The following is a 22,667-nucleotide window of genomic DNA, read 5'->3' as shown; positions in this document are numbered from 1 at the left end:
AAAAAAATAGAAGCAGTTTCTATAAGAATAGAAACCGCCTCTCTCTCGACACGCAACTTGCGTGTTATCTGTACGATTTGTTTACATGTTGCATTGTAAACAGTTTTTAGGCAATCGTCAAGCAGAAAATAATTAACGTTGCATGAAGAAACTAATAATTGCAAAAATAGCAATGTGAGCTGGATAGAAAATATAAAAGAAATTCCGCATGCCACGGCCTTTTTCACCATTATAAAGAACAATTGGAATCGCTGCTAAAATCATCATCCATTGGTGGTTCACCCCGAATAGTTCTTGGAAATTATAGCTGGCTGCTGAAATCAACGCAACAACGCCAATCGCTGAAATTTGTAACCATTTTTTGCCATGGAATAAATAAAAAGCCACGGCCAAGAGAACAAATAAAAACCCACCTTCTGTCATCATTAGTGATGGCACAATCAGATTGAAAAGTTGGAAACCAATTAAGATAGCAGGGTTGCTTAATATGTCTGGAGAACTAAAAACAACGAGAGGTAGAGCACTGATTAATAAAGGCACAATAAACCAAAGAAGCCCTTTACCAATTTGTTTTTGTTTAAAATAGTCCATAGACTGCATGTAGACCGTACCTAAAAATAACGTCCCAAAAATATTATTGATAATTAAGCCACCTGTTGAAAAATACGCATTTAAAATGCCGTTCAGAATCCCCATAATCCAGAAGCCTAACAATAACCGGAACATGTATTTTCGCCGATTGCTTGTGTGAATGAAGCCTTCAGAACTTTCAAATAAGAAAATAGGTGCAGCAATTCGTCCAATCCATCCGAACCAACCAGGCACGCCTAAAAAACTAAAAAATTGCAATAGATGGTCAAAGACCATTGAAATAACCCCAATGACTTTCAAATGAAAGCCAGTTAATGTTTTACCCATAGTATAAACGCCTCTCTTTCATAAAGAACAATATAACAAAGTCCAGAAAAACCAACCATTTATTTGCCTAACAGTTATCTTACAAAATTGTTTGATTTCTTCAGCTTTTGATGAAAGAAAAAAGTGCCAAGACTAGTTTTTATAATTATTCTATGCTATAGTAAAAGTACATTTTAATAAAAAACATTTGGGGTGCTGTTATGGCTGAGATGATACCCATTGAACCTGATGCAGTTAGTACTGTCGCAGGGAAATGCCGATTTACTTTGATTTTTCACGCACTCATTCTGTCCTAGGATGAGTGTGTTTTCTTTTATCAGGGTTTATTTAAGTCACTCCTTTTGCTTTTTGTTAAGAGAAAGGAGTTTTTTTATTGAAAAAATGGTCATTGCAACAAGTCGTCTTACTCGCTTTTTTAGCCTTTTTGTTTGGCGGTGTTTTTATGGGGGCAGGATTCCTCTATGCGTTATTGAATGCTGCGCTGTTACCATTAGGACTGAGTCCATTTGCCAATGAGCTTTTATTTGGAATGTGGACCATGGTGGCACCAATTGCAGCGATGCTGATTCCACGAGCGGGAAGTGCTGTTTTGGCGGAAGTTTTAGCCGCTTTGGCAGAAATGCTTTATGGTTCGTATTTCGGTCCTAGTGTATTAATTTCTGGTGTGATTCAAGGTCTAGGTAGTGAAAGTGGCTTTTTGGTGACACGCTACAAACGGTACGATACACTAACGTTATTTTATAGTGCGATTGGGACGACTATTTTTAGTTATGTGTATGAATACTTTAAGTTTGGTTATGGCAATTACGGACTGGGGATGAACATTGCTTTAATTAGCGTTCGGTTCGTTTCTATTTGTTTCTTTGGTATTTTCTTAACGAAAGTTATTTTACGAATGTATCAGTCTGCGCAAGGGTTAGCTGTGAAGGCAAAATGAATAGTATCCAATTAAAAGCTGTGTCCTTTTCACGAGAACAACCCTTGTTTGAAAAGACAAATTTAGCAATTCCTCAAGGAACGTTTTCCTTATTAATTGGCGATAGTGGTAGTGGAAAATCAACGCTCTTACGATTGATTGCCGGATTTGCTCCGCTTGATTACCAAGGAGAAATTTTGATTGAAGGAATGGAGCGCCGACAATTATCAACTCGTGAAAAGGCGCAAAAAATTGGCATGCTGTTTCAAAACCCCAGTCAACAATTTACAATGAAAACCTTGGAACGAGAACTGATTTTTGCTTTAGAAAATTTAGGAATCTCGCCTGAAGAAATGAACCGAAAAATCCAAACAGCGCTTCAACTTGTTCAGACTCAAACCTTATTCACACGAGAATTAGCGACGTTATCTGGTGGTGAAAAACAAAAAGCGGCGTTGACAGTTCTGCTAGCAATGAACCCAGATATTCTTTTATTAGATGAACCTTTTGCAAGCATTGATCCAACCTCTCGAAAACAATTTATTCAAATTTTAGCAAGACTCCATCAAGCAGGCAAAACGATTTTGGTGTGCGACCACGATTTCAACGATTACGCTGATGTTGTGGACCAAGTCGTCACGTTGAAAAATGGCCAGTTTGAAAAGCAACCGTTGACGTTTATCAAAACAAAACCGCAGACATTTCAGCTTACAACTTCTGTGGTAAAACAACCAATGCTCCAATTGAAAAATTTTCGTTTGTCTCAGGGAAAACGAGTGCTACTTGAAGAAAAAGAAGCGCTTTTTTTTAAAGGAATTACCACGTTGACGGGGCCAAATGGGGCGGGGAAATCCACCTTATTAAAAGCCATCGTTCAGAGACAAAAATATCAAGGAAAAATGTTCTTGGCGGGCCGCCGCTTGCGGGCTTCAAAAAAATTGTATCAACACATGACATTAGCGGTGCAACAAGCCAATCGTCAGTTTGTCACGTTGACTTTACGAGAAGAGCTTTTGTTTGGTCAGAACATGACAGCAGAAAAAAGAAGAAAACAAGAGGAAGCCTTAACTTTTTTAGGTTTAAAAGAAAAACTAGAGTACAGTGTTTTTCAACTAAGTGAAGGGCAAAAAAAGATGGTGCAATTAATTAGTTTGCTGAGCTTAGATTTGGACTGTTTACTTTTAGATGAACCTTTTGCTGGATTAGATGAGCGAGCATGCAATTATTTTGTTGAATGGATCAAAGAAAAAAGTGCGCAACAAGATTTTCTAATCGTCACGCATCGGCTAGAACCTCTCTCTGGCGTGAGCAATTACCGAATAGAATTGCTGCAGCAACAACTGATTATCTGGCAGGAGGGAACCACATGCAAATAAAGCAAACAAATGCAGCAATTTATGCTTCTTTGATTCTTATTTTGACCTTTGAATTATCTTTTTCTCAGTCAATTTTGGCAAATTTGGCGGTTTTTATGGGTTGTGTCATTTTTTTAATAGGCCAGCGAAAATCCCGCTTACTGCTTTGGTTATTTTTCTTGCCACTTTTACCAGCAATCGGGATGTTTTGGTCTATTTATTTGCATGGTACGAGTAGTCAACAAGCCTGGCTTTTGTTTAGTCGAACGTATGCCTTTGCCGGTTTAGGACTAGCTTTTGCTGTAGGCGTTGATTTTGAAGAATTATTGTTGTTATTGGAACAAAAGGGGCTAGCACCAAACTTTGTTTATGGAATTTTAGTGGTGGTTCACGCCTTACCGGAAGTGAAAAGAGAAATTAATGATTTAAAAGAAGCAAGCCTACTCCGTGGCAAAACGTTTCATTTTTGGTCGCCGATGCTTTATGTTAAAACACTGCTCGTTGCTGTTTCTTGGCGAGATAAATATACGGAAGCAATGTCTGCCCATGGCTATGAAGAAGGAGCCACCAGAAGTCGAAAAGAGCATTTTGTGTCAGCAAAAGTCAGTCTTGGGCTTGCTATTTTGATCATCATTTTTACAAATTTGTTTATTTTTCTAACGTAAAGGAGAAACCTATGACATTTACAGAACAAGCCAAAGATCAAGCGCAAGCTTCTTGGCAAGGAAGTTTTCAGCATCCTTTTATCACAGAGTTACATGAAGGAACCTTGAGTCCAATGATTTTTCGCTACTATTTAATTCAAGATCATTACTATTTAAAACACTTTAGTCAACTTTATCGCTTGATTGCGGCACAAACGCAACAACCTCGATTGAAAAAATTACTCTTAACAAATGCGGAAAATCTCGCGTTGGGCGAATTAGCTATTCGTGAAACTTTTTTTGAAGAACTAGCGATTACGGAAGAAGAAGTTGCAGCGACACCGATTGCACCAACCGCTTATCACTATGTTTCTCATATGTATCGCCAACTTATTGAAGGAACGCCTAAGACGGCCGCAGCAAGTATGTTGCCTTGTTCTTGGCTCTATCAAGAAATTGGTGCACAGTTAGTCAAACAACACTCACCAGAGCCACTGTACCAACGTTGGATTGAAACCTATGCTGGGGAGGAAGCGTACCAACACGTCCAAGAGGAACGCCAACTGTTAGACCAATTATATGAAGAAAGTTCACCACAAGAACAAGCAGCTATGATCACCGCTTTTGTTATCAGCAGTGAGATGGAATACGCTTTTTGGGAAATGGCCTATACACACGAAACCTGGATTGGTTAATACAAAAGCAAGTCGTTTAGTGCTCGTAACTAACGACTTGTTTTTGTATTAGAAAGCAGTAATTGTCAGTTGCTTTTTTGACAGGGCGTGATAAGATATTCAGTGACGCAAAATCTGTTATAACTCGTTTAGTAATAACAGAAACGCCTTGCTAAGAAAGGACTGTAGAAGCCTCATGAATTATCCAGAACCGATTGCAAAATTGATTGAAAGTTATATGAAATTACCAGGAATTGGTCAAAAAACAGCGACACGGCTTGCTTTTTATACAATTGATATGAAAGAAGAAGATGCTAATGCTTTTGCAAAAGCGCTAATTAGTGTCAAGAGAGATCTCCATTTCTGTAGTATTTGCGGAAATATTACTGAAGAAGATCCTTGTGAAATTTGCCAAGATAAAAATCGTGACCGTAGTATTATTTTAGTAGTGGAAGAACCAAAAGACGTTATGGCAATGGAAAAAATGCGTGAATATCAAGGCTTGTATCACGTACTCCACGGGGTTCTTTCACCGATGGAAGGAACAGGACCAGAAGATATTAATATTGCCTCTTTGATCAAACGATTGCACGATGATGAAGTGAAAGAGGTCATTATAGCAACCAACGCTACCACTGAAGGAGAAGCGACGGCGATGTATTTATCACGGCTCATTAAACCAGCTGGAATCACCGTTACTCGTTTGGCACACGGCTTGTCTGTCGGCAGCGATATTGAATATGCAGACGAAATAACCTTGCTAAAAGCAGTCGAAGGACGTCGAGAAATTTAAAAGAAACATCGTTGGAAAAAGAAGTTGAAATCGAAGTAGGTCGTTTCTGTGAGAAAATGTCGCAGTTCAAGCTTTCCCGTACTTCTTTTTCAGTTTCTTTTTTTCAGCGGATGCATCACTTTAAATAGGACATAAGGATTTCAATTAGACTGATAGAGCAAGATGAAGTATAATAGATACAAGTAAAAATTGATTGGAGTTTTCGCACGTGCAGGGTATTTTTATCACATTTGAAGGTCCAGATGGCGCTGGCAAAACCAGTGTTTTGAAGGAAGTTTCTGAAAGATTAGCTAAAGAGTCAAAACGAAAAATTGTCACTACAAGAGAACCAGGCGGCATACCGATTGCCGAAAAGATTCGAACAGTTATTTTAGATCCAAGAAATGACAGAATGGATGAGCGAACAGAAGCTTTACTTTACGCAGCTGCTCGTCGTCAACATTTAGTGGAAAAAATCTTGCCAGCTTTGGAAGCAGGTCATTTAGTCCTATGTGATCGTTTTGTTGACAGCTCATTAGCCTACCAAGGCGCTGGGCGTAGAATTGGGATTGCCCCCATTGCTTCAATTAATGCGTTTGCGACAGAAGGTGTCTCACCAGATTTTACAATTTATTTAGACGTTGACTCAGATACTGGCTTACGGCGGATTCAAGAAAATCGAACACAGCAAATTGATCGCTTAGATTCAGAAGGATTAGAATTTCATCAACGTGTTCGTCATGAATATTTGAAATTAGCAGAAGAAAATCCACAACGTATCAAAAAGATTGATGCACGGATGAGTTTAGAACTTGTCGTAGAAGCAACGTATCAGGCGATTATTGAACGTTATCCAGAAAACTTTTAATTATAGGAAGGTGTAGACCATGAAGATTATTTTAGCCATTGTACAAGACAAAGATAGTAACCGATTAGCCAACGAATTTATTGATGCCAATATTCGTGCTACAAAATTATCCTCAACAGGTGGATTCTTAAAAGCGGGAAACAGCACATTTATTATTGGGATTGATGATGAACGTGTCGACGAAACATTAGCTTTAATTAAAGAAACATGTCAATCAAGAAAACAATATGTTTCAACACCTGTGACTTTAGATATCACAATGGATGGCCAAATTCCTTATCCTGTGGAAGTTGAAGTAGGCGGCGCTACTTGCTTCGTCTTACCAGTTGAAGGATTCCATCAATATTAAGATGAATGAAGCACAACAGCTACAGCAAATGCAACCTTTGCTGTACAAGCAACTCCAAAAAAGTTTTGAGCATGGTCGTCTTGCCCATGCTTATCTTTTTGAAGGAGATACAGGAACTGGAAAACAAGAATTTGGCTTATGGATGGCGAAACATGTCTTTTGTACGAATTTAGTAAATCAACAGCCTTGTAACGAATGCCATAATTGTGTGCGGATTAATGAAAATGAACATCCAGATGTTTTAAGAATTGCGCCAGATGGGCAAACCATCAAAGTGAACCAAATCCGTGAATTAAAAGCGGAGTTTTCTAAAAGTGGGGTCGAGACTGCTAAAAAAGTTTTCTTAATTCAAGAAGCAGATAAAATGAGTACCGGCGCAGCCAATAGTCTCTTAAAATTTTTAGAAGAACCAGAAGGACAAATTTTAGCTATTTTAGAAACCACTTCGCTTTCTCGAATTTTACCAACGATTCAATCACGATGCCAAACCTTACATTTTCAACCATTAGTCAAAAAAACATTAATTGATCGCTTAATCAAACAGGGGATTGGTGAAAAGACTGCAACCCTTTTAGCTGAGCTGACAAATAGTTTTGAGAAAGCAGTTGAAATCTCTCAAGATGAATGGTTTAATGAAGCTAGGGAAATCATTTTGCAATGGTTTAATTATCTAAAAAGTAATGATTTACAGGCGTTTATCTACGTTCAGAAGAAAATGGTCAAAGTATTTAAGGAAAAAGAACAACAAGCGCTTAGCTTTGACTTGCTCATGGTTTATTACCGTCAATTATTGGAAGAAAGTGTTGCGACACAGCAAGCCAAAAAAGTAACGGAAGAGCAGGCGGAACGGTTGGCGCTAATTTTGAAAGCACGCCAAAAATGGACTGCCAATGTTAGTTGGCAAAATGTTTGTGAACAATTAGTTATCCAAATGATTCACCCTAAATCATAAAGGAAAAAAGTGCCAAGTGGCATTCAGTTTCATAATATAGTAGGAACTTAGTTGTTTCAGCAAGTTCCTTAACCGATTGAAGCGACGTTCACTTGAACTAGATTAGGAGGAATAAAATGGTAGAAGTAGTAGGAGTTCGCTTCCGTGAAGCCGGTCATATCTATTATTTTGCTCCTGGAAAATCTGAGTATATTTATAATGAGAAAGTACTCGTTGAATCTCAACAGTCAAAACAATTAGCTACTGTTGCTATTCCTAAAAAAACAGTCGATTCAGACGATTTACCAGAGGACCTAAAACCCATTTTAAATAAAGCAACAGCCAATGATTTAGAAAAAGAACAAAAAAATTTGGCTGATGCAGAAGCTGCCAAAAGCATTGCCAATGAAAAAATTCGAGCTCATGACTTAAAAATGAAATTAGTGCGAGTAGAATATACCTTCGATCGTAGCAAAATGATTTTTTACTTTACGGCAGATGGGCGAATTGATTTTCGTGAATTAGTCAAAGACTTAGCGGCTATTTTCCGGACGCGAATTGAGTTACGTCAAATTGGTGTCCGAGATGAAGCGAAAATATTAGGTGGCATTGGCCCTTGTGGCAGACAACTATGTTGCTCAACATTTCTAGGAGATTTTATGCCAGTTTCAATCAAAATGGCTAAAGATCAAGGGTTATCTTTAAATCCTGTCAAAATTTCGGGATTATGTGGCCGCTTAATGTGTTGTTTGAAATATGAAAACGACGAATATGAAGCCGCTAAAAAAGAATTACCAGATTATGGAAAAGAAGTAATAACACCAGATGGCAAAGGCAAAGTCGTCGGGTTGAATCTATTAAGTCGGATTGTCAAAGTTCGTCTGCATGGTCGTGAAATCGCAGCGGATTATGATTACGAAGAAATCAAAGAAGCTACTGCGAAAGTTGCTGCTGAAAAAGGTGATCAAAATGGATAAACGTTCGCTCTATGATGGATTAAATTCGTTGGAAACTGATTTAGACAGTTCCGTGACACAATTAAGAGAAATTAAAGCAGCACTCCATGAGTTGGTAGAAAAAAATACCACGTTGGAAATCGAAAACCAACGCTTACGGGAGCATCTCCAAGAACTGAATAAGTTAGCAGGAAATACAACTGAAACTGAAAAACAAGAGCTATCAAAATCACGTATGAATTTGGAAAAACTTTATGAAGAGGGCTTCCATGTCTGTAATATTTTATATGGTTCAAGACGTGAAAATGATGAAGAATGTGCCTTTTGTCTTGATGTTATTTATGGGGAACGTACGCGTTAAGTCTAGTGGACACTGCAAATAAAAAGGAAAGGTTTGGTTTGACAGTCAATCGATTGTCAAATCAAACCTTTATCTATTTATAGAACGAAAAAGGAAAATGAGGGATGCGCTATGCAAAAACAGAAAAGTTTTGATAAGCAAACAACAAAAGGAAAATTGTATCTTGTCCCAACACCGATCGGCAATTTAGAAGATATGAGTATTCGTTGTTTAAACATATTGAAAGAAGCAACGGTAATTGCTAGTGAGGACACAAGAAACACACAAAAATTGCTAAATCATTTTGAGATTACAACACCACAAATTAGTTTACACGAACATAATTACAAAGAGCGAATTCCTCAACTGATTACACGATTGCTGAATGGTGAAACGATTGCCCAAGTTAGCGATGCAGGTATGCCTTCAATTAGTGATCCTGGCCATGAATTGGTTACAGCATGTCTTGAAGAAGAACTGGCAGTGATTGCCTTGCCAGGACCTACGGCAGGAATGACCGCTTTGATTGCCTCGGGTCTTTTACCACAGCCATTTACGTTTTATGGTTTTTTACCAAGAAAGAAAAAAGAACAGAAAGACGTGTTATCAGCATTAAAAGAAGAGCGGCCGACACAGATTTTTTATGAGTCCCCCTATCGGATTGCTAAAACGGTCGCAACGTTTGCTGAAGTCTATGGTCAAGAACGTCCCGCTGTGATTTGTCGAGAATTAACGAAACTTCATGAAGAGTATTTGCGTGGTACCTTAGGAGAACTAACAGAATATTTAGCAGAAAATACGCTAAAAGGCGAGTGTTGTTTATTAGTTAGCGGATTTACTGGTGAGAAAGAGACAATAGCAGCAATGCCAGCTATTTCCCTCAAAGAACATGTACAAGTTTTAATGGAGGAAGAGGGACGGAGTTCAAAAGAGGCAATCAAAGAAGTGGCCAAATTGAGAAATGTAAAAAAACAAGAAGTATATAAAGAATATCATTCCATTTAAAAAAGGAGAGAAACATGAGTAATTTATTGCGAGCAGAAGGCGTGTCTTATCAAGTAAATGGTCGTAGCATTCTTTCTGATATTGATTTGTCATTTGAAACAGGCAGCAATACAACAATTGTTGGTCCTTCAGGTAGCGGGAAAAGTACATTTTTAAAAATTATATCTTCATTATTAAGTCCTACAGAAGGCGAAATTTTTTATCAAGAAGCGCCAATTACTACAATACCAATCGAAACATACCGCCAAAAGGTTTCTTATTGTTTTCAGCAGCCAACTTTATTTGGTGAAACCGTGTATGATAATTTATTATTTCCATTTACCGTCAGACAAGAAGCGTTTAATCAGGAAAAAGTCGTGGCATTGCTCCAACAAGTGAAATTGCCCGCTGCTTATCTTGAAAAGAAAATAGCCGAACTCTCTGGTGGTGAGCGACAACGGGTTGCTTTGCTACGAAACATTATTTTTGTACCAGATGTTTTATTATTAGACGAAGTTACAACGGGATTAGATGAAGAAAGCAAACAGATTGTCAATCAATTGTTAAACCAATTAAACAAAGAGCAAGGAGTCACGCTGGTTCGTGTCACGCATGATACCGAAGAAATTCAGCAAGCACAGCAAGTGATTCGTATTGTAGCAGGAAAGGTGGCGCCGACAGATGGATTTAGCAGTTAATAATTTATCCTTATTTTTTTCAGCCATGCTAGTGGTGGTCGCATTAATTATTAGTACTAAAGAAAAATTAGGTTTTACCAAAGATATTATTATTAGTGTGATTCGAGCAGTCATTCAATTAGTCGCAGTCGGCTATTTATTAAAATATGTTTTTCAAGTCAATAACCTGATTTTAACGCTCATCATGGTTTTGGTGATTGTTTCCAACGCAGCCTTTAATGCAAAAAAACGCAGCCAGCAATTACAAAAGGGCTTTTTGATTTCTTTCATTGCGATTGGTTGTAGTACAGGAATTACCATTGGTATTTTGATTTTTTCTGGTTCTATTAAATTTATTCCTTCTCAAATCATTCCTATCAGTGGGATGATTGCCAGCAATTCGATGGTGGCAATTGGTTTATGCTATCGCAATTTAGATACTCTTTTTCAAAACCAACGGCAAGCGGTAATGGAGAAACTAGCATTAGGTGCAACTATCAAACTCGCCTCTTTACCAATCATCCAACAAAGTGTGAAAACCGGGATGGCGCCGACGATTGATTCTGCCAAAACTGTCGGAATTGTTAGTTTGCCTGGGATGATGTCAGGCTTGATTTTTGCGGGCGTTGATCCGGTCCATGCGATAAAATATCAGATTATGGTGACTTTTATGTTGCTATCAGCAACAAGTATTGGTTCAGTGATTGCAACTTATCTTGCCTATAAAGGCTACTATAATCAACAAAAACAATTGGTCGTTTAATTAAAAAGCTGGAAATCTGTGTTTATAACTTCACGGATTTTCAGCTTTTTCTGGTTGAAATAAAGAAGTTTCAATCTCCAATTGTCAAATTAAGTGCAACACTTTATCGTAAAAAGGTCATAATTATTCTCTTTTTGTTTCTTTCATTACCAAAGTTTAGTAAAATGAAAGTAGCTTAAATTTCAAGTGAAATAAATTTAATAAAGGAGAACCATTATGAAAGGAAAGATTGTTTCAAGTACGAGTTCAGCCCAAAGTGCTGTCTCAAAGTTGACTGGTATCAACGAACATTTAGAAGCCCCAAAGGTGACCTTTTCAGGAAGTACAGTTTCAGGAATGACCAAAGGCAAACAAGTAAATGCTCAAGCTTTAACAAACTTAACAGATTTAGCCAATTGTGTCTGGAAACAAGCCGAGAAATTCCCCCAAATTGCTGAAAAAATTACTTATCGTGACCAACAATCTGCAAAGCAGTTTGGAGGTGACAAATAGATATGAGTGAAAAAGAGAGAAACGATGAACTCCACGCCACAATCACAAGAAAAATTGCCCAAGTGGAAGAACAGGAAGAGACGTTACGCCGTGAAGAACGTCAGCAAATGGAACAATTAGAGCGCACGGTTCAAGAATTAAAAAGAGAAGAAGCTAAGTACACGGATATTTTTCAACAACTACATTCATTAGGTGATGAAGACGCTCAGAAAATGAGCGATTTTTTGCAAGCGGTTACTCGTGATGTTAGAAATTCCTGTCAGAGTCAGCAACAGACACTTGTTCAACACTATCGCTCATTAAAACTGAAATTAGCTGATGACCGTGAAGCGTTGTTCAGAGAGCGAGGGCAAATGCCATGGTAAGATATGTTCGAGCAGATTCGCAAGCGCTGGTTTCAAGTATGAAAACCACAATTCAACAAGCACGGGAATTGACCATAAAGTTAAATCAAGGCAGTCAACATTTGGTTCAGTCAGTGGATGGCAAACAACTTTCAGGAGCTGCGTATACCGCTGGTAAAGGACTTTTTGAACAAGTCATTATTCCCACAATCAAACGAGCTGATCAAGCCATTCAATCGTTAGAACAGGATTTAGCAAGATATCGTCATGCTGAAATGGCGGTGGAACGCTGGTCGCTGATTGATTCAGAACTGCAACAAGAATTGATTCGTTCGCTACAACGTCAGCTTCGAACCATTGATTATCAAATTGACATGGCGAGACAATTGGAATCTTCTTTGATTGGCGAACTGGCGAAACCGCTTCTTTACGCCATTCATATGGACACACAACGTCTCCATAATGCCAAAGTTGCCTTACTGGACAAGTTGAGAGAAGCCGAACAAAAGCTAAATGGACTCAAACAATTTGACCATCAAACCGCTTTGCTTTTTGAAAATAGTTTACAACAATTGAAAATCGTGACACAATCCATTCAAATACTTAATGGTACCAAAGTGGATTCAGCCACAGGAAAGTATACATTACCAGTTGGTTTTGATCATTCTTGGTTTACTTCCGTGAAAAAACAAAGTGTCACTGATGAACAGAAACAAATTGCGTTAACCAAAGGTATGGTTGAGTTAAACTTGCCTGTAGAAGCCCAGAAATATTATCAAGAGATTATGCAGGAAGCGTTAAAAAACGTTCCTGTGAAGCAATGGGACAAAGCCATTCAAGAACTGAATCAGCTGTTATTGTTTGATGATAAAGGCAACATTTTACGAGTGATGCCGGTTAATTTTGGTGCAGGTAATGGCGTGATTATCCTGAAAAATGGCAAGAATGACAAGGAATTGACCGAGCAAGCCAACAAAGAACTAGACAAAAAACAATGGGAATCATTGAATGACTCATTGTTGCAACTGGCAACAGGCGTAGTGACAACTTTAACTGGCTTAGGGATTACTGGTTTGGACTTGGTAGGCACGTATTTCTCTGGCGGAACGCTGGCAGCTGTTGGTGTCAGCCAAGCAGGAATGGTGGCGGGTGCCACAACTATGGGCGCAGGAGCCATTACTGTCACAGACGCTATTCGGAAAATGGGTGTGGCGACTTCTTCGGTGAGCTATAGCTTTGCACGGAATTATGGACAGCAGCATAAAGATTTGAAACCGAATAATGAATACAAATCAGGGGAACATGATTATGGGTATAAGACAGATGAGTTGGGAAGGGTTTCAAATGCAGATGCTAACTTGAAACTCAAGACACATCAAGGTAGAAAACGACACAATCCGAATACACCAGATAAACAACCTGATGACCATGCGGGACATATTTTTGCAGATATGTTTGGCGGTTCTCCAGAATTAAACAATCTATTGTCGCAAGCTAAAAACGTAAATTTGAAAGAATATGGACGATTAGAACGAATCTGGAAGAAGGCGCTCCAGGAAGGAAAAGAAGTATTTGTAAAAGTGAAAATTAATTATGAAGGAAATTCTTTCAGACCATCAACATATAAAATTGATTACAAAATTGATGGTAATTGGACCAATGAAATTATAAAAAATACAAATTAATTTTAGGAGAATATATATGACTAAAATATTCGAAGATAAAATAACAGATTTACAAGTTGATATGGTTGATAGTGCCTTTCAGTACATTGAAGGAAGAGCTGATAAAATTTATTTATATGCTTCGATTGAAGAAGGAGTACTTTCTTTTAATGTATTTTATCAAATTAACAATAAAATTGTTTTTATGAGTAAAGTAAACGATGCTCTTGAAAACAATGAAAAAAAATATGATGTATCTGATGATGAACAATTAGCCACTTTAGATGCAGGATTAGAATGTTTGCAGAAGCTAGAAAGAGTATTTGAAAAATATGATAAACCTGTTCCTACCCAATTTAAGTTAGTATATGATATAAAAAGTGAACATTTAAAAATGGAATATAAATATGATTTACAGTATTCTAACACTGATGATCTTCATAGTTCAGATATTTTCATGGCTTGGTATGAGGAAGTAAAAAAAGAGGTAGAAAATCCACCATTGGAATTTGGATTTGAATAGAATTTCATTTTTTCTATTTCGATATTTAAAATATTTTTTTATTTAATCGAATAAAAAACTCTCTTTCAGTCAAACTAAAAGAGAGTTTTTTGATGTAAAATGATATTTTTTAGTACTTATTTCGTAGTTTTATAAAATGTTAAATTTTATTATTTTTAATCTAATGTAACGAAACAGGCTCTTCCTTTTGCACCAATAACTGTGTTGGCTTCCCAATGATCTAAGTTCTTTCTATTCTCAGCTTCAAGTGGATACTCATGTATTGTAGGAGTATCATTGAATTTTCCACGGCCTTCCTCTAATCGTTTGCTTCTAGTTTTTCCTTTTCGTCTAAGTTTTCTACGAATACCACGACTGTCTTTAGTGAATCCTTTATTAAACAAACCACGATAAATGGAATGGTAAATAGTATTGTAGCTAATCGTTGTATGTTTTTCCATTTTAATTCTATTCGCTATTTGTTCAGGAGACCATTGATCTTCTAGGAAAAGTTTACAAACCGTTTCTTTAAGCGGAGAAGTATCCAAGACACGTTTTCTACCACATTTTTGTTTGTTTTTTTGATAAGTTTTCTGCGCTAAAGAAGGAGAATACGGTTTTATTTTTGCGGAATGTCGTTTAATTTCCCTCGTAACTGTTGAGGGCGACCATTTGATTAACCGACCTATTTTTCTGAAAGAAAAACCAAAACTATGATATAAAAATATTATCTCTCGCTTTTGTGTAGTAAGATGTGTATATAAATTCCTAGATAAAATTCCCCCAAATGCTCGTGTTAGTCTACACCATTAGACAAGAATTTTATCTATGATTTTTGTGTTGCACTTAAATTGTAAATCTGTTATTTGAAAAAGAACGGACGTTCGTATATAATGGAGGGAGGAGGCGAATCAAAATGATGAGCGAATTACGTTTTCCCTTAAAAAAAGATACGTCGAGAAAAATTATACATATAGATATGGACGCGTTTTTTGCTTCAGTTGAAGAACGAGATCATCCAGAGCTAGTAGGACATCCGTTAGTTATTGCGCGCCATCCAAGTGATACTGGGGGCAAAGGAGTGGTGACCACAGCGAATTATATTGCTCGACAGTACGGTATTCACTCGGCTATGAGTGCTCAAAAGGCGTATGAACTATGTCCAAGTGCCATTTTTAAGCCAGGTAATTATCAGAAATATAGTGAAATTTCTCAAGAAATCCGTGAAATTTTTCGCCGCTATACAGATGTGATTGAACCGGTATCTATTGACGAAGCGTATTTAGATGTAACTGAAAATAAGGTCAACAGTAAGTCGGCTATTAAAATTGCGAAAATGATCCAATATGATATTTGGCATGAATTGCAGTTAACTTGCTCGGCAGGTGTTAGTTACAATAAGTTTTTAGCCAAGTTAGCATCAGATTTCCAGAAACCAAAGGGCCTGACGGTTGTCTTACCAGAAGAGGCCGAAGATTTTTTGAAAGCATTACCGATTGAAGATTTTCACGGAATCGGCAAAAAAACAGTGCCTAAAATGCATGAACTAGGGATTTTTACTGGAGCAGATTTATACAAGCAAGATGAGATGACGTTGATTCGGTTATTCGGTAAAATGGGTTATTCATTGTATCGTAAAGTCCGTGGTATCCATGATGCGCCAGTTCAAGTGACTAGAGATCGTAAGTCGGTAGGCAAGGAACATACTTACGGCACCCCTTTAACGACGGAAGAGCAGGTTACGGCTCAATTGAGACAATTAGCAGCAGGTGTTGAGCATGCATTGCAACGAGTGCAAAAACATGGCAAAACAGTAGTCCTGAAAGTTCGTTATACTGACTATACGACGATTACGAAACGTGTGACATTACCTGAATATATTTCTAAAAAAGAAGACCTTTTCTATCAAGCGAATTTAATTTGGGAAGATATTTTAGGTTTAGAACAAGGAATCCGTTTATTAGGCATTACTTTAACGAATTTAGATCCACTAGCGTATGAAAACATTGTTTTACCTTTATGGGAAAAAAGTTAGCCCTTTAGACACATCCTCAAGAGATGGCTAAAGGGCTAACTTTTTTAAATTGATTTTTTGATTTGTTCATAAGACGTTTCGGCGTCATGACATTTTTCCCAAATAACAGCTTTGCCAGCAGCAAGTGATTTGGGTACATCAATAATCCGTTGATTACTACTGCCACGAAATTGTAAATTTAAATTACGTTTTGCCAGTTCAAAGCGCCCATCAACTAAAATGTCAATTGAATGGAGTAGTTCAAGCTTATCAGGCGTTTCTAAAAGTAGTTCTTCAAAGGTATACCCAGACCAAGACCAGATATCTTTGGCTGAGCCAAATGTTTCCCGCACACGTTTGACTACACTAAGACAAACATCTGTATTCAGAAAAGGTTCACCACCCAAAAGAGTCAAACCTTGGACATAGTCATGGGACAAATCTTCAATAATTTGATTCATTAAAGATTCTGTAAACGGCGTACCGTAATTGAAATTTTGGACAGCTTTGTTAAAACAACCTTCACAAGCAAAGAGACAGCCACTCACATATAAACTATTGCGTACACCTTCGCCATCAACAAAGTTGAACGCTTTGTAATCGGCAATCTTTTTTTGGCTGTAGTCTTCGGTTTTCCATTCTTGTGGTTTCGGATTACGCATCAGCAAAACTTCTTTCTATAGAATAATCGAGTTTAATTTTTTAAATGTTTAACACGAGAGGAAATTTCTTTGTGACGACCATGTACCATTGGGCGAGCTTGCGGGTTACCTAAATAACCACAAGTCCGTTTAACGACATCACAAGTCTTAGGATCATGATTGCCACATTCTGGACATTCAAAGCCACGTTCAGTTGGATGGAAGTCCCCTTCAAAACCACAGGCATAACAATGATCAATTGGCGTATTGGTTCCTAAATAGCCAACTTTGTCATAAGCGTAATCCCAGACAGCTTCAAGTGCTTTGGGATTTTGCTGTAACATGGGGTATTCACAGTAGTGGATAAAACCACCAGAACAGTATTTTGGATAATCCTTTTCAAAATCAAGTTTTTCAAAAGGCGTTGGATTTTTGCGTACATCATAATGGAAACTATTTGTGTAATATTCTTTATCTGTAATATTTTCGACGATGCCAAATTTTTCAGTATCTAAACGGCAAAAACGGTCAGTCAAGCTTTCGCTCGGTGTAGAGTAGACACTAAAATGATAGCCGTATTCATTGCCCCAGTTGTCGGCATTTTTTTTCAGTTCTTTTAAAATATCCAGTGTAAAGTTTTTGGCCTCTTGATTGTCCTCCCAAGCACCGCCGTAAAAGGCAGAAGCCACTTCATACAAGCCAATATAGCCAAGTGAAACCGTGGCACGTTTGTTTTTAAACAGTTCATCTACGGCATCCTGTGTAGCTAAACGTTTTCCAAATGCACCATACATGTATAAAATCGGCGCATTCGCTGGTTTAGCTTCTTTAACACGTTCAACCCGATAAACCAAAGCATCTTTAACGATCGCCAAACGTTCATTTAAAATTTGCCAGAACTTTTCTTGGCTTCCTTGCGCTTCTAAAGCGATTCTTGGTAAGTTCAAGGTCACAACGCCTAAATTCATTCGGCCAACATTTACTTCTTCACCTTGTTCGTCTTTCCAGCCTTGTAAAAAGGAACGACAGCCCATTGGTACCTTAAAACTACCTGTTAGTTCAACGATTTTATCATAGTTTAAAACATCAGGATACATGCGTTTCGTTGCGCATTCCAGTGCCAGTTGTTTAATATCGTAGTTTGGATCAGTAGGTTGCGCATTGACGCCGCGCTTAATTGTGAAAATCAGTTTTGGGAAAATAGCTGTTCGTTTTTCAATCCCTAAACCATTAATTCGGATTTGTAAAATCGCCCGTTGAATTTCTCGCTCAAACCAGTTGGTACCTAAACCAAATCCCAGAGAAGTAAAAGGGGTTTGTCCATTGGAAGTAAATAAGGTATTAATTTCATACTCAAGACTTTGCATGGCATCAAAAATATCTTTTTTCGTTTTCTTCCGAGCGAATGCTTTTTGGCGTTCTTCTCCTTCAATCCATTCTTGCGCATCTGCTAAATGTTTTTCATAATTACGTTCCGCAAAAGGCGCTAATAATTCATCAATCCGATCGGCAGAGCAACCACCATATTGACTGGAAGCTACATTGGCAATAATTTGAGAAATTTGTGCAGTGGCCGTTTGAATTGATTTTGGTGATTCGACATCAGCGTTCCCAATTTTAAAGCCATTGTTTAGCATGCCTTTAAAATCAATTAAACAGCAGTTTGTCATGGGAGTATATGGATGATAATCTAAATCGTGGTAATGAATGTCGCCTTTTTGATGGGCATTAGCCACGTGTGAAGGCAACATCTTTAAACCAATTGATTTTCCAACAATCCCAGCGGTTAGATCACGTTGCGTATTAAAAACGTCACTGTCTTTGTTGGCATTTTCGTTCACGACAGTCTGATCTTTATTAATTAATTTGCCGATAGATACATTAATATCAGTCGCTTTACTACGCTCAAAATCACGTTGGGTTCTGTAATGAATGTATTCTTCGGCTAAGGCATATTCGTTGTTGGATAGCAGAGTATGTTCCACAATATTTTGAATTTCATAAATTTTTACGTTATTGGTAAAACGTTCGGCAATTTCTCGATTGACATCGGCAACAATCGATTGGACTTTTTGATGTGTCAAAGGAGTGACTTGGTCATGTATTTTTTGTTCAGCTTTGATCAAAGCATCGTATATTTTTTGATCATCGAAAGTCACTAAACGACCATCTCGTTTGACGACTTTAATTGTTGAGAGATTAACATCCTCGGCTTTTTCATCAGTAATCTTCATCATTTTATCCAGCTCCTTATATCTCGTTAGTAACTATCCTAATACAAAGGTCGGCTAAATTCAATCGATATATTGCGTATTTTTAGTAAAATATCACTAGACAAACACTATATATTGTGCTTGTGCTGTTTTGAAAAAATATGAAAACAAATGAAGAAAAGGATTGAGCAAATTTTTTTGCGTGAAAAAAATTCTTTGTCCAAATTAAAAAACAGCAAAGAGTTTTTTGCCAAATTGCTAAAAGCAACACTAAAAAATAACAATTATTAAATAATAATTGTTTGCGGATTTATTCACGAAATGCCAATTATTCTTTGACTACCGAACGATATTGTAAGATAAAACGATGTTCATTCAGATTTTTTCTTGGTAAAATAAGAGTAATAACAAAACGTTGGAGCGAGAAAAATGAAAAAAATTGTAGAAGTAAACCATGTCAGCAAGACATATGGTCGTTTAAATAATAAAACAGAAGTATTAGATAATATTTCGTTTACCGTTGATGAAGGCGAATTTGTGGGGATTATGGGTCCCAGCGGTGCTGGGAAATCGACACTGTTGAATGTCTTATCCTCGATTATTTTGCCAACCGCAGGAATCGTGCGCATCGCCGGACAAGATATTTTAAAAATGCGAGATAATCAATTAAGTGATTTTCGAAGAAACGAAATGGGGTTTATTTTTCAATCGTTTAACCTAATTGATACGTTAAATGTGAAGGACAATATTCTGTTGCCTTTAGCTGTAGAAAAAGTTTCATTAGAAGAAATGGATAAACGTTTGTTACATGTGACTTCGATTTTGGGGATTCAGGAGCTTTTATCTGCTTATCCACCAGAGATATCTGTGGGACAAAAACAAAGGGTAGCAGCTGCTCGTGCTTTGATTACGAACCCTAAAATTATTTTTGCAGATGAACCAACTGGCTCGCTGGATTCAAAATCAGCAACAGAATTGTTGAAATATTTAGCTGAAATTAATCTACATGATGATGCCACAATTTTGATGGTGACACATGACCCGTACACGGCCAGTTTTTGCAATCGCATCTTATTCATTAAAGACGGTGCGATTTTCTCAGAAGTTGTTCGTCAAGGATCACGTAAGGAATTTTTTAATCGTGTGATAGATATGCAAGCAACGATTGGTGGAGGCGGGCGCGCAAATGATTTTTAAACTATCATTAAAAAATTTAAAAGCTCATGTACCTAACTATCTGGTTTATTACATTAGTATGACTTTTGCAGCGGTCGTTTATTATTGTTTCCGTGCGATTGCTTACAACCAGCCTCTTGTCGCAGGTGCAGGCCGTGATATCGAAATTAAGCGATCTTTAGGACTCGGTAGTACCTTAGTCACGATTATTATTTTGGGCTTTATGTTGGCAGCAAATCGCTTTTTTATAGGCAAACGTAGCCAAGAAATTGGCTTGTATCGATTAATTGGCTTGAGAAAGAGCCAAGTTTCACTAATTTTTTTAGTGGAAAATTTAGTTTTAGGCTTTGTTTCACTAATTAATGGGATTATTTTAGGAGTGATTTTCACCAAGTTGTTTTCAATGATTTTAGCCAAAGTTATGTTTTTAGAAGTCCCCAGTTTCTTCTATATTTCTTGGCGTTCCGTTATTGAAACCGGTGTAGCTTTTGCATTTATGATTTTGATTGTCTGCTTAAGAAGTATTTGGATGATTTATCGTTATCCATTGTCGCAGCTTATGCACCAAGAAAAAATTGGTCAAATTAATTATAGTCGTTTAACGAAACGGCGGCAGTTTCTAGGTATTTTAGGACCTATTTGTTTACTGGCTGGTTATTTTATTGCGTTTGATTTTCGGAATTTAGCGACAGGTATTGTGTATAAACAATTAAATGATTCATTGGATATCTCGATTCCGATGATTATTACATTGACGCCTTTTATCATTTTGGGTCTATGTGTGGTGGGAACTTATTTATTTTTCCGTTATACCATGTATTTTATCATTCGCTTATTTAATCATAGAAAAAAATGGTATTACCAAGATTTACGCATGATTACTTTAGGCAATGCCAAACGCTACTTATTTAAAAGTAGCAAAACACTCACTGGTTTGACCTTATTAATTGCGACAGCCTTGAGTGGGATTGGCGTGATGGTTTTTGTGTATACGATTAGTATGCACACGGTCAACAGTGATGGCCCCGTGGACTTTTTAGTTTCACAGGAAAGCTATCCTAAATTGAAGAAAGTTCTTGATGAAGCGAAGGACACCAAAATAAAAAATGAAGTGACACTTTCTTATAAAATTACTGGAATTGAACGCAGTTTGCGAATTGGTCAAGCGCAAGAGGAACAAGAAACGATTGAAGCAGTTAATGTTTTATCTTTCTCCAACTACCGTAACTATCAAAAAATTAATCCTTATTTAAACGATTTACATTTAAAAAATGACCAAAGTGTTATCTATATGGATAGCTTTACCAATATTTTAAGTGGTATGTCTCGTTATGAATCGAAACTGCAATTTGTTGAAGGAGAGAAGGCACAACTGCAACAAGTGCTGCCTAACTATCTAGGCAATTTTTTATTGCAATATTCCTTACCAACGATTGTCGTTTCCGATGCCCTTTATCAGAAAGTGACAAAAAATTCCATTCAGTATCAGATTAACGCCGTAAATGTTGACACGAAAAGCCGTGAAAAACTTTATGAAGCCGTAAATAAACAGATTGCCACAGAATGGCAAGCGCCAATTTTGTATAAGTATGAAAAAAATAACCAGCAGTTGAGTGGTTTTGCCAAACAAATGCCTAACGAAGAGGTAAAGAATACGCAAGATGATGTCACAGAAACTTGGCGGCTAAATATGAATGATCGCTACGCCTCTTTACGCTATGAACGAAAAATTAACGGCTTGACTTTATATGTCTCCATGTTTGTGGCGATTTTAGCGTTGTTTATTACGGGCAGTATTTTGATGTTACGACAACTGTTTTCAGCTGTAAGTGAGCGTCAAGATTACGTGACTTTAAAACGGATGGGTGTTTCTAGTAAAGCGATAACTAAGCAAATTTATCGACAGAATAGTTTGATTTTCTTTCCGCCGATGGTCATTGGGATTTTGCATACTACCTTTGCCATTTATTTGCTAAGCCAATTTATTAAGAGTCCAGGATATTTGTTAGTATATCTTTCTTGTGGAATCTTAATAATTGTTTATCTAATTTTTTATATTTTAACGTCTGCCATTTATGCGCGGATGATTCGACACATCCATTTTTAAAAAACTGTAAAAGCCGTTGTGAAGCGGTTTTTACAGTTTCTTTATGCGAAAAAATTATGAGAGTTCCGTTTATGAAAATCATGAAAATTTAAGAAGTGACGAAATTGTTAGTTTTTTTATTAAATTGTAAGAAATTTCAATGGACTTTGCTGAAATATAGCATAAAATAATGGATAGCGATTAACCTTAGGAGGTGAATGATAATGAAAACAACTTTTCAGAAAATTCTCAATAACGAAAGTCTTAAATTCATCGGTAAAACGTTATTTTATTCTTTCATTGTCATTGCATTAATTTATCTTTATCATTACAAGAATATCAATGGAGGAACCTTCATTTATAACGAGTTTTAAGGAGGCGGCTATAC

The 22,667-nt window shown here is 37.1% G+C and carries 24 protein-coding genes, 1 pseudogene and 1 riboswitch; of the genes and pseudogenes, 21 read left to right on the top strand and 4 right to left on the bottom strand.

The features are described from left to right. Positions 1–132 precede the first annotated feature (132 nt). On the bottom strand, positions 133–918 hold the full coding sequence (locus tag IGL90_RS10880) for a TraX family protein (RefSeq protein WP_002362333.1): 786 nt from the start codon (positions 916–918) through the stop codon (positions 133–135). A 178-nt stretch (positions 919–1,096) separates the two neighbouring features. Further along, positions 1,097–1,187: riboswitch (TPP riboswitch) on the top strand. 104 nt (positions 1,188–1,291) lie between these two features. Between IGL90_RS10880 and IGL90_RS10875 the strand changes: the two genes are divergently transcribed. The 17 genes from IGL90_RS10875 to IGL90_RS10795 all read left to right on the top strand — a co-directional run bounded on the left by IGL90_RS10875 (position 1,292) and on the right by IGL90_RS10795 (position 14,170). Continuing rightward, positions 1,292–1,855 carry an ECF transporter S component gene (locus tag IGL90_RS10875; protein WP_002387204.1) on the top strand — a complete coding sequence of 188 codons (564 nt, stop codon included), beginning with the start codon at positions 1,292–1,294 and terminating at the stop codon, positions 1,853–1,855. Then, positions 1,852–3,210, top strand: coding sequence for an ABC transporter ATP-binding protein (locus IGL90_RS10870; RefSeq protein ID WP_010777897.1), 1,359 nt, complete (start codon positions 1,852–1,854; stop codon positions 3,208–3,210). Before IGL90_RS10875 ends, IGL90_RS10870 begins: the two co-directional genes overlap by 4 nt. Continuing rightward, positions 3,201–3,854 (top strand): CbiQ family ECF transporter T component, encoded by a 654-nt coding sequence (locus tag IGL90_RS10865; protein WP_016626140.1) that lies wholly within the window; start codon positions 3,201–3,203, stop codon positions 3,852–3,854. The genes IGL90_RS10870 and IGL90_RS10865 overlap by 10 nt, the downstream gene beginning before the upstream one ends. Positions 3,855–3,865: 11 nt before the next feature. Continuing rightward, complete coding sequence (gene tenA, locus IGL90_RS10860; RefSeq protein ID WP_048737859.1) at positions 3,866–4,528, top strand: thiaminase II; 663 nt, start codon at positions 3,866–3,868, stop codon at positions 4,526–4,528. 175 nt (positions 4,529–4,703) lie between these two features. Continuing rightward, positions 4,704–5,300: a recombination mediator RecR gene (gene recR, locus IGL90_RS10855; protein ID WP_002356363.1), complete on the top strand. Its 597-nt coding sequence runs from the start codon at positions 4,704–4,706 to the stop codon at positions 5,298–5,300. Positions 5,301–5,508: 208 nt separating this feature from the next. Further along, positions 5,509–6,147, top strand: coding sequence for a dTMP kinase (gene tmk / locus IGL90_RS10850; RefSeq protein ID WP_002356366.1), 639 nt, complete (start codon positions 5,509–5,511; stop codon positions 6,145–6,147). A 19-nt stretch (positions 6,148–6,166) separates the two neighbouring features. Next, complete coding sequence (locus tag IGL90_RS10845) at positions 6,167–6,496, top strand: cyclic-di-AMP receptor (protein ID WP_002356367.1); 330 nt, start codon at positions 6,167–6,169, stop codon at positions 6,494–6,496. 1 nt (position 6,497) lies between these two features. Further along, a complete protein-coding gene (gene holB / locus IGL90_RS10840) occupies positions 6,498–7,448 on the top strand; it encodes a DNA polymerase III subunit delta' (protein ID WP_002384059.1) in 951 nt (316 codons plus the stop codon). Positions 7,449–7,564: 116 nt separating this feature from the next. Then, entirely contained in the window at positions 7,565–8,404 is an 840-nt protein-coding gene (locus tag IGL90_RS10835) for a PSP1 domain-containing protein (protein ID WP_002356371.1), read from the top strand. After that, positions 8,397–8,744 carry a DNA replication initiation control protein YabA gene (locus tag IGL90_RS10830; RefSeq protein ID WP_002356372.1) on the top strand — a complete coding sequence of 116 codons (348 nt, stop codon included), beginning with the start codon at positions 8,397–8,399 and terminating at the stop codon, positions 8,742–8,744. The genes IGL90_RS10835 and IGL90_RS10830 overlap by 8 nt, the downstream gene beginning before the upstream one ends. Positions 8,745–8,855: 111 nt before the next feature. Continuing rightward, a complete protein-coding gene (gene rsmI / locus IGL90_RS10825; RefSeq protein ID WP_002359438.1) occupies positions 8,856–9,728 on the top strand; it encodes a 16S rRNA (cytidine(1402)-2'-O)-methyltransferase in 873 nt (290 codons plus the stop codon). 14 nt (positions 9,729–9,742) lie between these two features. Continuing rightward, on the top strand, positions 9,743–10,405 hold the full coding sequence (locus IGL90_RS10820) for an ABC transporter ATP-binding protein (RefSeq protein WP_048737860.1): 663 nt from the start codon (positions 9,743–9,745) through the stop codon (positions 10,403–10,405). Further along, positions 10,389–11,147, top strand: a complete 759-nt coding sequence (locus IGL90_RS10815; protein WP_002356377.1) for an ABC transporter permease — start codon at positions 10,389–10,391, stop codon at positions 11,145–11,147. Before IGL90_RS10820 ends, IGL90_RS10815 begins: the two co-directional genes overlap by 17 nt. Positions 11,148–11,363: 216 nt before the next feature. Continuing rightward, positions 11,364–11,639, top strand: a complete 276-nt coding sequence (locus tag IGL90_RS10810) for a TIGR04197 family type VII secretion effector (protein WP_010712771.1) — start codon at positions 11,364–11,366, stop codon at positions 11,637–11,639. A 2-nt stretch (positions 11,640–11,641) separates the two neighbouring features. Then, complete coding sequence (locus IGL90_RS10805; RefSeq protein WP_010712770.1) at positions 11,642–12,004, top strand: hypothetical protein; 363 nt, start codon at positions 11,642–11,644, stop codon at positions 12,002–12,004. Then, positions 11,998–13,668, top strand: coding sequence for a DNA/RNA non-specific endonuclease (locus IGL90_RS10800; RefSeq protein ID WP_048737863.1), 1,671 nt, complete (start codon positions 11,998–12,000; stop codon positions 13,666–13,668). Before IGL90_RS10805 ends, IGL90_RS10800 begins: the two co-directional genes overlap by 7 nt. Before the next feature lie 16 nt (positions 13,669–13,684). Then, positions 13,685–14,170: an immunity protein YezG family protein gene (locus tag IGL90_RS10795; RefSeq protein WP_048737865.1), complete on the top strand. Its 486-nt coding sequence runs from the start codon at positions 13,685–13,687 to the stop codon at positions 14,168–14,170. Positions 14,171–14,331: 161 nt separating this feature from the next. On the opposite strand, the pseudogene IGL90_RS10790 reads toward IGL90_RS10795, so the two are convergent. After that, positions 14,332–14,928: pseudogene (locus IGL90_RS10790) on the bottom strand (IS30 family transposase); the annotation flags it as partial. Between the two features lie 140 nt (positions 14,929–15,068). Here IGL90_RS10790 and dinB point away from each other — a divergent pair. Then, positions 15,069–16,184 (top strand): DNA polymerase IV, encoded by a 1,116-nt coding sequence (gene dinB / locus IGL90_RS10785; RefSeq protein ID WP_289876407.1) that lies wholly within the window; start codon positions 15,069–15,071, stop codon positions 16,182–16,184. A gap of 44 nt (positions 16,185–16,228) precedes the next feature. On the opposite strand, the gene nrdG is transcribed toward dinB, so the two are convergent. Next, positions 16,229–16,825 carry an anaerobic ribonucleoside-triphosphate reductase activating protein gene (gene nrdG / locus IGL90_RS10780; protein ID WP_002356379.1) on the bottom strand — a complete coding sequence of 199 codons (597 nt, stop codon included), beginning with the start codon at positions 16,823–16,825 and terminating at the stop codon, positions 16,229–16,231. 32 nt (positions 16,826–16,857) lie between these two features. Further along, positions 16,858–19,041, bottom strand: a complete 2,184-nt coding sequence (gene nrdD, locus IGL90_RS10775) for an anaerobic ribonucleoside-triphosphate reductase (protein WP_002385686.1) — start codon at positions 19,039–19,041, stop codon at positions 16,858–16,860. A gap of 405 nt (positions 19,042–19,446) precedes the next feature. On the opposite strand from nrdD, the gene IGL90_RS10770 reads away from it, so the two are divergent. The 3 genes from IGL90_RS10770 to IGL90_RS10760 all read left to right on the top strand — a co-directional run bounded on the left by IGL90_RS10770 (position 19,447) and on the right by IGL90_RS10760 (position 22,653). Then, positions 19,447–20,214 carry an ABC transporter ATP-binding protein gene (locus tag IGL90_RS10770; protein WP_002356382.1) on the top strand — a complete coding sequence of 256 codons (768 nt, stop codon included), beginning with the start codon at positions 19,447–19,449 and terminating at the stop codon, positions 20,212–20,214. Next, the gene (locus IGL90_RS10765; RefSeq protein WP_002384061.1) at positions 20,204–22,300 is read left to right on the top strand and encodes an ABC transporter permease; all 2,097 of its coding nucleotides are present in this window, start codon (positions 20,204–20,206) and stop codon (positions 22,298–22,300) included. The genes IGL90_RS10770 and IGL90_RS10765 overlap by 11 nt, the downstream gene beginning before the upstream one ends. 203 nt (positions 22,301–22,503) lie before the next feature. After that, on the top strand, positions 22,504–22,653 hold the full coding sequence (locus tag IGL90_RS10760) for a teichoic acid D-Ala incorporation-associated protein DltX (protein ID WP_002356384.1): 150 nt from the start codon (positions 22,504–22,506) through the stop codon (positions 22,651–22,653). Positions 22,654–22,667: the final 14 nt, after the last annotated feature.

The organism is Enterococcus sp. DIV1307a, assembly GCF_050537425.1.
GTDB classification, from domain to species: Bacteria; Bacillota; Bacilli; order Lactobacillales; family Enterococcaceae; genus Enterococcus; species Enterococcus faecalis.
The sequence above is the reverse complement of the archived record's forward strand: the minus strand, read 5'-3'. Positions and strand labels throughout refer to the sequence as shown.

Excerpts from the sequence above, each read along its gene's own strand:
- IGL90_RS10880 (WP_002362333.1), bottom strand. The coding sequence starts at position 918 with ATGGGTAAAACATTAACTGGCTTTCATTTGAAAGTCATTGGGGTTATT.
- IGL90_RS10870 (WP_010777897.1), top strand. The coding sequence starts at position 1,852 with ATGAATAGTATCCAATTAAAAGCTGTGTCCTTTTCACGAGAACAACCC.
- IGL90_RS10865 (WP_016626140.1), top strand. The coding sequence starts at position 3,201 with ATGCAAATAAAGCAAACAAATGCAGCAATTTATGCTTCTTTGATTCTT.
- tenA (WP_048737859.1), top strand. The coding sequence starts at position 3,866 with ATGACATTTACAGAACAAGCCAAAGATCAAGCGCAAGCTTCTTGGCAA.
- recR (WP_002356363.1), top strand. The coding sequence starts at position 4,704 with ATGAATTATCCAGAACCGATTGCAAAATTGATTGAAAGTTATATGAAA.
- IGL90_RS10845 (WP_002356367.1), top strand. The coding sequence starts at position 6,167 with ATGAAGATTATTTTAGCCATTGTACAAGACAAAGATAGTAACCGATTA.
- holB (WP_002384059.1), top strand. The coding sequence starts at position 6,498 with ATGAATGAAGCACAACAGCTACAGCAAATGCAACCTTTGCTGTACAAG.
- IGL90_RS10835 (WP_002356371.1), top strand. The coding sequence starts at position 7,565 with ATGGTAGAAGTAGTAGGAGTTCGCTTCCGTGAAGCCGGTCATATCTAT.
- IGL90_RS10830 (WP_002356372.1), top strand. The coding sequence starts at position 8,397 with ATGGATAAACGTTCGCTCTATGATGGATTAAATTCGTTGGAAACTGAT.
- rsmI (WP_002359438.1), top strand. The coding sequence starts at position 8,856 with ATGCAAAAACAGAAAAGTTTTGATAAGCAAACAACAAAAGGAAAATTG.
- IGL90_RS10820 (WP_048737860.1), top strand. The coding sequence starts at position 9,743 with ATGAGTAATTTATTGCGAGCAGAAGGCGTGTCTTATCAAGTAAATGGT.
- IGL90_RS10815 (WP_002356377.1), top strand. The coding sequence starts at position 10,389 with ATGGATTTAGCAGTTAATAATTTATCCTTATTTTTTTCAGCCATGCTA.
- IGL90_RS10810 (WP_010712771.1), top strand. The coding sequence starts at position 11,364 with ATGAAAGGAAAGATTGTTTCAAGTACGAGTTCAGCCCAAAGTGCTGTC.
- IGL90_RS10805 (WP_010712770.1), top strand. The coding sequence starts at position 11,642 with ATGAGTGAAAAAGAGAGAAACGATGAACTCCACGCCACAATCACAAGA.
- IGL90_RS10800 (WP_048737863.1), top strand. The coding sequence starts at position 11,998 with ATGGTAAGATATGTTCGAGCAGATTCGCAAGCGCTGGTTTCAAGTATG.
- IGL90_RS10795 (WP_048737865.1), top strand. The coding sequence starts at position 13,685 with ATGACTAAAATATTCGAAGATAAAATAACAGATTTACAAGTTGATATG.
- dinB (WP_289876407.1), top strand. The coding sequence starts at position 15,069 with ATGAGCGAATTACGTTTTCCCTTAAAAAAAGATACGTCGAGAAAAATT.
- nrdG (WP_002356379.1), bottom strand. The coding sequence starts at position 16,825 with ATGCGTAATCCGAAACCACAAGAATGGAAAACCGAAGACTACAGCCAA.
- nrdD (WP_002385686.1), bottom strand. The coding sequence starts at position 19,041 with ATGATGAAGATTACTGATGAAAAAGCCGAGGATGTTAATCTCTCAACA.
- IGL90_RS10770 (WP_002356382.1), top strand. The coding sequence starts at position 19,447 with ATGAAAAAAATTGTAGAAGTAAACCATGTCAGCAAGACATATGGTCGT.
- IGL90_RS10765 (WP_002384061.1), top strand. The coding sequence starts at position 20,204 with ATGATTTTTAAACTATCATTAAAAAATTTAAAAGCTCATGTACCTAAC.
- IGL90_RS10760 (WP_002356384.1), top strand. The coding sequence starts at position 22,504 with ATGAAAACAACTTTTCAGAAAATTCTCAATAACGAAAGTCTTAAATTC.